The sequence below is a fragment of the Oscillibacter sp. KLE 1745 genome (genome assembly GCF_000469445.2).
GTDB classification, from domain to species: domain Bacteria; phylum Bacillota; class Clostridia; order Oscillospirales; family Oscillospiraceae; genus Oscillibacter; species Oscillibacter welbionis.
In genome coordinates, this window is sequence record NZ_KI271745.1 from 3,236 (window position 1) to 11,808 (window position 8,573).

Sequence of the window (8,573 nt, forward strand, 5' to 3'; positions counted from 1 at the left end):
CGGGGAGCCCGTAGGCTCCCCGCCTGCCGTTTTTCCTGTCCCGCGGTCTGAGGTCAGGATGTCTCCCGCTTTCCTTTGGCCTCCTCGATCTGGCGGTAGAGGCACTGGAGTCCGTCAGAGAGGCCGCCCACCTGGTCGATGATGCCCAGGGACACTGCCTCCTCTCCATAGACCACGCTGCCAACGTCGGCGGCCATATCGTCCTTTTTCAGCATCAGGGCCTGGAACTTCTGAGCCGTGATCTGGCTGTGGCTGGAGACGAAGGCCACGATCCGATCCTGAAGCCGCTGGAAGTAGTTGTAGGTCTGGGGGGCGGCGATGACCGTGCCGCTCATGCGGACCGGGTGGATGGTCATGGCGGCGCTGGGGACGGCAAAGCTCCGTCGGGCAGCCACTGCCAAAGGCACGCCGATGGAATGGCTTCCTCCCAGGACGATGGAGACCGTAGGCTTTGTCATGCCGGCGATCAGCTCCGCGATGGCAAGGCCCGCCTCCACGTCGCCGCCCACGGTATTCAGCAGGAAGAGGACGCCGTTCACCTCCTCGCTCTCCTCCAGCTTGGCCAGCAGGGGCAGCACATGCTCGTACTTGGTGGTCTTGGCACCGCTGGCGGCGGTGTTGTGGCCCTCGATCTGGCCGATGATGGTCATGCAGTACACGGAGCCGTGGGGTGTTTTGGTCAGGGCGGAGCCGAAGTCCACGATCTGCTGGGCGCCGTCCTTTCCGCTCTCGTCATTTTCCTCTGTGGTGTCCGCAGGTTTGGTGCGTTCTGTCATGGTAAACCCTCCTTTTCCCCGGTATTCTCTGCAATTTTATGAAAAGTACGCGCTGGACTTTCTTTTTGCCGGTTCCTGTGATATGATAAAACATCTAAAGTATCTAATCTCCTACTCTGGCCCTTCTCAATAAGGAGATTCCTATGAAACAGCATTTTCAAATCCCCTGGGCTCAGATCCTGATTGTTTGCGCCGCTCTAGTTATGGCTTTTGGAATGGGGGGCTCTGTTCAGGTGGAGCAAGAAGCGGTGGGGCAACGGGAAGCCTTCCGACGGAGCCTGCAAATGCTGGACCAGTACCTTTGTGCCCTATCTGAGGATCTGGGTGATCCGGATATTCTTGCCCTGGAGGCTCCCTTGGAGGATGATCGCATTCAGGAAAACCTAGTCCGGGTGCGGCGGACCTCTGTTGCCCTCAAACAGGACTATGTCTCCAACGCCGGGAGAGAGACTTCCCCGCATCCCCACGTGTATCTCTATCTCTTGGCACTAGAGGAAACGCTATTGGAGAGCAATTATCTGGATCTGGAGGCACTTTCTCAGATACTGACTATCTGCCGTCCCCTGTGGGATATTGAAACTGGACTTTCCTACAAGGAGATCATGGCCCAGCTGGAGGAAAACGTCACCTCCGGGGACTACCAGGACGCCTTGGAACTGCTGGGGATCAGCGATATGATACCAATTACCACCCAAGGAGGAACATAACTTTGGAACAGAACAAACAGCGCATTGTGGTGAAGGTGGGCACCTCCACCCTCACCCATAACTCCGGCGCGTTGGACCTTTGGAGCATGGAACATCTGGTGCGGACCCTGGCGGATCTCCAGGGCATGGGGCATGAGGTGATCCTGGTGTCCTCCGGTGCCATCGCTGTCGGCACCGCCAAGCTGGGGCTGTCCGAGCGGCCGAAGGAGCTGCGGATGAAGCAGGCAGCCGCTGCGGTGGGCCAGTGCCGGATGATGCACATTTACGACAAATTCTTCTCCGAGTACAACCGCTCCATGGCCCAGATCCTGCTGACAGGAGATGATGTGGAGGACCCGGAGCGGGCGGAGCACCTGTCCAACACCTTCTCCGCCCTGCTGGAGATGGGGGTCATCCCTGTGGTGAACGAAAATGACTCCGTCTCCTCCGCCGAGATCGAGACCGGACGCCATAAGGTCCTGGGCGATAACGACACCCTCTCTGCCATCGTGGCGGAGCTGTGCCGGGCGGATCTGCTGGTACTGCTCAGCGACATCGATGGGCTGTACGACGCGGACCCCAAGACTCACCCGGAGGCAAAGCTCCTCCACCAGGTGACGGAGCTGACGCCGGAGATCCTGGAGATGGCCGGCGGCGCCGGCAGCTGGCGGGGCACCGGCGGCATGGCCACCAAGCTCTCCGCTGCCCGCATTGCCATGGAGGCCGGGTGCGATATGGTCATCACCAACGGCAGCCGGATGGAAGACCTGTACGGCATCGCGGAGGGGAAGGACATTGGAACGCGATTTGTATCGGGGAAAACTAGGAATTGATGGATTGCACCCCCAGCGGAATGATTTGAAATTCGTCCGGATCCGCCGGACCCCTAAATTTCCAACTCCTAATTCCTCTTTCAAGAAAGGTGTGACGATATGACAGCATTACAGCAGCAGGGACAGGCGGCAAAGGCCGCCACCTACGTTCTGGCCACCGCCGGGACGGCCAGGAAAAACGCGGCGCTGAATGCCATTGCGGACGTTTTGACAGAGCGGCAGACAGAGTGGCTCTCCGCCAACGCAGAAGACGTGGCCGCCGCGAAGGAGGCGGGGATGCGCCCCGCCATGCTGGACCGGCTGACCCTGACGCCGGAACGGGTGGCAGGCATCGTGGACGGCGTGCGGCAGGTGGCCGCCCTTCCGGATCCCATTGGCAGAGTGGACAAGATGGAAACCCGGCCCAACGGCCTTATCATCGGCCGGCGGCGGGTGCCCCTGGGGGTCATCGCCATCATCTTTGAGGCCCGGCCCAACGTCACCGTAGACGCTGCGGCGCTGTGCCTGAAGTCCGGCAATGTGTGTATCCTCCGGGGCGGCAAGGAGGCCATCCGCTCCAACCGCTGTGTGGCGGAGCTGATGCGTCAGGCCCTGCGGTCCGTAGGTCTGCCGGAGGACTGCATCTCCCTGGTGCAGGACACCAGCCACGAGACCGCCAATGAGCTGATGCACCTGGACGGCTATGTGGACGTGCTGATCCCCCGGGGTGGCGCCGGGCTGATCCGGGCCGTGGCCAAGGAGGCCAGCGTACCAGTGATCCGCACCGGCGAGGGCGTGTGCCACATCTATATCGACGATGAGGCAGACCTGGACATGGGTGCCAGCATCCTCTTCAATGCCAAGTGCTCCCGTCCCTCTGTGTGCAACGCCGTGGAGTGCGTGCTGGTCCACCGGGACGTGGCGGCGGACTTCTGGAAAAAGGCCCTTCCCCTTCTGGATGAGAAGGGCGTGGAGCTGCGGGCGGACCCGGAGGCCCTGGAGATCCTGGGCACCCGGGCGGTACCGGCAGAAGACAGCGACTGGGACGCCGAGTACGACGACTACATCCTGGCTGTCAAGACGGCAGGCGGCATGGATGAGGCCATCGATTTCATCAATGCCCACGGCACCCAGCACTCCGAGGCCATCATCACGAAGAACTACTTCAAGGCCCAGCACTTCCTGGACCACGTGGATGCGGCGGCGGTGTACGTCAACGCCTCCACCCGGTTCACAGACGGCGGCGAGTTCGGTCTGGGGGCGGAGATCGGCATTTCCACCCAGAAGATGCACGCCCGGGGCCCCATGGGACTGGAGGAGCTGACCAGCTGCAAGTACGTCATTTACGGTGAAGGACAGGTGCGGTAAGCGCCTGCCGGAAGTTAAAACGCCAAGAGGGGATGGTCTCTATGGCGGCGATCATTCTCTCCCTGCTGGCTGCAGCGCTTCTGTCGACCGTGCTGCTCATCCCCGCCGGACACCTGAAGCAGGCGCTGGGCATCCCGTCGGCGGTCTGTTCCGCTGCGGCGATGGGGCTGTACCTGCAGATGCGCACTGTCTCCGGCGGGCCTGGTACCGGAATAGCACTGGTGCAGCTGTACCTTCCCTGCGCTGTTTACGGACTGGTGATCCTGGGCGGCGCGGCCCTGGGTCCGACAGGATGGTGCTGCGGAAAAAAGCGAAGCTGAACATCTGATTCTGATTTGAAAAAAGAGGTTGATGCACAATGGCGACATTTGGTTTTATCGGCACCGGAAATATGGGCGGCGCCCTGGCCCGGGCGGCCCGCAAGCGGCTGTCCGGCGGGGAGATCCTGTTGGCGAACCGCTCCGCCGCCAAAGCGGAGGCCCTGGCCCAGGAGCTGGACTGCCGGGCTGTGGACAATGCGGCGGTGGCCGCTGGGGCAGATTACATCTTCCTGGGCGTGAAGCCCTATATGGTGGCAGGGCTGATGGAGAAGATCGGCCCCGTGCTGGCGGCGCGGAAGGACCGGTTCGTGCTGGTGTCCATGGCGGCGGCCCTCACCATCCCCGACCTGCGGGAGCGGGGCTGCGGGGACTGGCCCCTGATCCGCATCATGCCCAATACCCCCTCTGCCATCGGGGAGGGCGTGATCTTCTACACCTGCGACGGCGTCACGGCGGAGGAGGAAGCGGCGTTCCTGGAGAACATGGCAGGCGCCGGGCGGCTGCTGCCCCTGGACGACCATCTGATGGACGCCGGCAGCGCCGTGGCCGGCTGCGGACCGGCCTTTGTGGACCTCTTCATCGAGGCCATGGCGGACGGCGGCGTGGCCTGCGGCCTCACCCGTCCCATGGCGATGGAGTGCGCCGCCCAGACGCTGATCGGCGCCGCGCGGCTGATGCTGGAGACGGGCCGCCATCCCGGTGCGCTGAAGGATGCGGTCTGTTCCCCCGGCGGCGCCACCATCCAGGGCGTCCGGGCGCTGGAGGCCGGCGGGTTCCGCAGCGCAGTGATGGAGGCGGTCATCGCCGCCTATGAGAAGAGTGCGGAGATGAAGTGAACGGTCCGTGGCCGGAGGCAGCTGCCTCCGGCCACGGCATTTTTTGTCCGCCTGCGGGACTTGCCAGCAGACGGCGAGATGTGGTATGATCGTTCTCCCATCTTTTTGACAGGAGGACATGTATGGCACGGGACATCATCTTGAATCTGGCAATCAGCCTGGATGGCTTCATTTGCGATGAGGACGGCGGCTTCGCATGGATCAGCGGCCAGGGAGATGTCCGGGCCGACACGGCGGACCACTTCGACTTCGACGGCTTCCTGGCATCCTGCGACACCATCGTTATGGGTCGAAAGGCTTATGAGGACTGCCTTAGTTCTCTGCCCGAAGCGGCGGAAAAGCGATTCCTGGTGGCCTCCCGGACACCTCGGGCGCCGGAGGGCAGGGTTGTCTTTCTCTCCGCCGATGTGGTGGCGGAAGTTCTGGCGCTGAAGGACCGGCCCGGCAAGCACATCTGGCTGTTCGGCGGTGGAGAGCTGGCCTCCGACTTCATTCGCGCCGACGCCGTAGACCGGTATATCGTCGGCATCCTGCCGGTGATCCGGGGCAAGGGCCGGCGGCTGTTTCAGGAGGGGATTCCGCCGGTGGAACTCCATCTGGACCGCTGCACGGTCTCAGACGGCATCCCTATTCTGGAGTACAGCCGGCGGGGCCGGTAAGGCAGATAGACAACAGCCGCAGGGAGCGTTCCCTGCGGCTGTTGTTTTGTGATTTGAGAAGATCTGACTTCTGTCGCTCAGGCAGCGGCGTTGGCGGCCCGGTACAGGAAGGTCACAATCTGGCCCCGCTGGCAGACGGTGTCGGGAGAGAACGTGCTGCCGTCACCGGTGCCGAGGGTGACGCCCTGGGCCACGGCCCAGTTCACCGCGGCGGCGTAGTCCGCGTCAGCGGCCACGTCGGTGAAGGAAGCGGCAGCAGCCTCGGGGCTGTCGGCGGCAACCCACATGAAGTACACCGCCATGGCGCGGGTGCAGCCCGCATAGGGATCAAAGGTCTCGCCTTCCACCAGGCCCTGCTCACTGGCCCACTGGACGGCCTTGAAGAAGTACAGGCTGGTGTCCGTCACATCGGTATAGGCGGGTTCCGTGCTAGCAGGCTCCGGAGAACCGGCGGCGCGCCACAGATAGGTGATGATCTGGGCACGGGTGCAGTTCTGGTAGGGAGAGAAGGTGGTGGCGGTGGTGCCGTTGGTGATGCCCTCGTCCACGGCCCACTCAATGCCGTCATAGTAGGGAGAGGTCGCCGCCACGTCGGTGAAGGCCAGGCCCTGGTCAACAGTGATGCGGCCAGCGGGCTGACCGTAGGCCTCTTCGGTGACGGTGCCCTTCAGCTCGTCGGTGATGTAGTCCATGACCACCTCGTCCATAGAGAGGCCCAGGTCATAGTTGACGGAGGCAGCCGCGAACGCATAGTAGGTGTCGCCGCCGGCGGCCATGAAGTCGTTGGTGGCGATGGTGTAGGTGGCGTTGGCATCAAAGGGCTCGCCGCCCACGGTCTCGATGGTGACGCGCTGGATGCTCTTGGGGCCGTAGTAGGTGGAGCCGGGATACTGCTCGCCCTGGTCATAGGCCTTGGTGGTGTCCACGGTGAACTCGATGCCGCTCACCTGGGGGAAGCCGCCGATGGAGGTGGGCGTGCAGTAGGTGGAAGCCTCCAGAGCCTCCAGCAGCTCGGCGCCGGTGACTTTCACGATGGAGAGGGTGTTGCCGAAGGGCAGCACAGTGTTGATATCCTTCTTGGTGATGTCGCCGGCGGCGATGGAGGCGCGGATGCCGCCGCCGTTGGTGACAGCCGCGTCCACCTCAGTGCCCTCACGCTCGGCGCCCCAGACCAGAGCGTCGCAGATCAGGTCGCCCAGGTTGGTCTCCTCGGTACGGTTACCGGGCTCCTTCTCGCCGTTCAGGGCCACTTCGGTCTTTGCAAACACCGTGCCGTATTCCTTGTCGATCTCCGCCTGGATCTTGGCGGCGCGGGCAGCCACATCAGCATCCGTGGCGGTCAGGTCGGCAACGGGGGTAGTGGCGGTGGTGATGGTGCCGTCGGCATCGATGGTGACCACGCCCACGCTCTCCAGCTTGGTGCCGGTAGAGGTCACCAGAGTGTCGCCCACCTTCCCGGTACCGCCAGCGGCGGCCTTCACGTCCTCAAGGGTGGAGTGAGAGTGGCCGTCGATGAACACGTCGATGCCGTCCACCTTCTCCAGCAGGTCGATGGAGCGGTTGCCGGTGGACTCGGCATCGATGCCCAGGTGGCCCAGGCAGATGATGTACTCGCAGCCCTCTGCCTCCAGTGCGTCCACCTGATCCTGCGCGCAGTCGAACATCTTATCGCCGGCCAGGAAGGTCACGCCCTGGATCTTGGCGGGGTGGGCCTTGGTTGCGGTCTCCGGGGTGTCCAGGCCGAACACGCCGATCTTGGTGCCGTCGGGCGCGGTGAAGACCACGTTGTCCTCAAAGGCCACCTGGCCGTTGTACAGGACATTGGCGTCCACGATGGTGAAGTCGGCGTCCGCCTCCAGATCCTTGAGGTTCTGGTAGCCGTAGTCGAACTCATGGTTGCCCATGCTGGCCACGTCGTAGCCGGCCAGGTTCATCAGCTCCACGGCGGTGGCGCCCTCAGACGTGCTGACGGTGGGATCGCCCTGGATGAAGTCACCGGCGTCCATCAGCAGGACGTAGGCGCCGCGGGCCTCGTAGGCGTCCTTCAGCGCGGCCACTTTGGCATAGCCGCTGATGGCGCCATGCACATCATTGGTGTGCAGGATGACGATGTCGCCGTCCAGATCCTGTGCCGTCTCTTCCGCCGCATTGGCGGTGACGGCCAGGGAGAACGTCATGACCACCGCCAGCAGCAGGGACAAGACTTTCTTTTTCATTCTGTTACCTCCTCTGAAAGCGCGGGAGATGACCTCCCGTGGTATGGATATAGTATAGCACATCTGGAAAAAATGGACAGAGGGGACTTCGCGGATTTTTCGAAAAAAACCACCAGAAATATCCCACGTTTTTTGTAGAAGAAGCGCAATTTTTTTCTACCCGCACTTCTGGCATTCCCTTGCGGCGGGTGTTATACTGAAAAAAAGCGTCTGCCGGAGCTTCCCGGCAGCCTGCCGCCGGGCGGCCGCATCGTGCCGCAGACACACAAGGAGGTATATTTATGACCACATTGCTCAGGGGCGGGACCATCATCACCGGTGCCGGACAGCGGCGGGCCGACCTGCTGCTGGACGGGGAGAAGATCGCCTGGGTGGGCCGGGGACCTCAAGCCGCAGACCGGGAGGTGGATGTCTCCGGCTGTTTCCTCTTCCCCGGCTTTATCGACGCCCACACCCACTTTGACCTGGATGTGGCGAACACCACCACGGCGGATGATTTCTGCACCGGCTCCCGGGCGGCCCTGCGGGGCGGCACTACTACGGTCATCGACTTCGCCTGCCCCAACAAGGGCGAGTCCCTGCACCACGGCCTGGACCTGTGGCATCAGAAGGCGGACGGCAGGACTTTCTGCGACTACGGCTTCCACATGACCATCGACGACTGGAACGAGTCCATCCGGGCAGAGCTGCCGGACATGTTCGCCCAGGGCATCTCTTCTTTCAAGATGTATCTCACCTATCCCGCCATGATGATCGGCGACCGGGACATCTACTGGGCACTGAAGGAGCTGAAGCGGCTGGGGGGCATCGCCGGCTTCCACTGCGAGAACGCCGGTGTCATTGACGGCATGATCGCCGAGCGGAAGGCCGCCGGAGAGCTCTCCCCCGCCTCCCACCCCC

The 8,573-nt window shown here is 62.9% G+C and carries 9 protein-coding genes; 7 read left to right on the forward strand and 2 right to left on the reverse strand.

Going from position 1 to position 8,573, the window contains the following annotated elements; genetic code table 11:
* Window positions 1-53 precede the first annotated feature (53 nt).
* Entirely contained in the window at window positions 54-776 is a 723-nt protein-coding gene (locus HMPREF1546_RS13015) for a ClpP family protease (RefSeq protein ID WP_021748204.1), read from the reverse strand.
* A gap of 143 nt (window positions 777-919) precedes the next feature.
* On the opposite strand from HMPREF1546_RS13015, the gene HMPREF1546_RS13020 reads away from it, so the two are divergent.
* From HMPREF1546_RS13020 to HMPREF1546_RS13045, 6 genes are all read left to right on the forward strand, one after another.
* On the forward strand, window positions 920-1,483 hold the full coding sequence (locus tag HMPREF1546_RS13020) for a hypothetical protein (RefSeq protein ID WP_021748206.1): 564 nt from the start codon (window positions 920-922) through the stop codon (window positions 1,481-1,483).
* On the forward strand, window positions 1,480-2,295 hold the full coding sequence (gene proB / locus HMPREF1546_RS13025; RefSeq protein WP_081692217.1) for a glutamate 5-kinase: 816 nt from the start codon (window positions 1,480-1,482) through the stop codon (window positions 2,293-2,295). The genes HMPREF1546_RS13020 and proB overlap by 4 nt, the downstream gene beginning before the upstream one ends.
* Window positions 2,296-2,394: 99 nt before the next feature.
* The gene (locus HMPREF1546_RS13030; RefSeq protein ID WP_021748208.1) at window positions 2,395-3,642 is read left to right on the forward strand and encodes a glutamate-5-semialdehyde dehydrogenase; all 1,248 of its coding nucleotides are present in this window, start codon (window positions 2,395-2,397) and stop codon (window positions 3,640-3,642) included.
* Window positions 3,643-3,683: 41 nt separating this feature from the next.
* Window positions 3,684-3,962: a hypothetical protein gene (locus HMPREF1546_RS13035; RefSeq protein WP_025545159.1), complete on the forward strand. Its 279-nt coding sequence runs from the start codon at window positions 3,684-3,686 to the stop codon at window positions 3,960-3,962.
* Between the two features lie 38 nt (window positions 3,963-4,000).
* The gene (gene proC, locus HMPREF1546_RS13040) at window positions 4,001-4,798 is read left to right on the forward strand and encodes a pyrroline-5-carboxylate reductase (RefSeq protein ID WP_021748210.1); all 798 of its coding nucleotides are present in this window, start codon (window positions 4,001-4,003) and stop codon (window positions 4,796-4,798) included.
* Window positions 4,799-4,920: 122 nt separating this feature from the next.
* On the forward strand, window positions 4,921-5,457 hold the full coding sequence (locus tag HMPREF1546_RS13045) for a dihydrofolate reductase family protein (RefSeq protein WP_021748212.1): 537 nt from the start codon (window positions 4,921-4,923) through the stop codon (window positions 5,455-5,457).
* A gap of 77 nt (window positions 5,458-5,534) precedes the next feature.
* On the opposite strand, the gene HMPREF1546_RS13050 is transcribed toward HMPREF1546_RS13045, so the two are convergent.
* Window positions 5,535-7,673, reverse strand: a complete 2,139-nt coding sequence (locus HMPREF1546_RS13050) for a 5'-nucleotidase C-terminal domain-containing protein (protein WP_021748213.1) — start codon at window positions 7,671-7,673, stop codon at window positions 5,535-5,537.
* Window positions 7,674-7,954: 281 nt separating this feature from the next.
* Between HMPREF1546_RS13050 and HMPREF1546_RS13055 the strand changes: the two genes are divergently transcribed.
* On the forward strand, window positions 7,955-8,573 hold a 619-nt coding region (locus HMPREF1546_RS13055; RefSeq protein ID WP_021752026.1), incomplete at its 3' end, for an amidohydrolase family protein.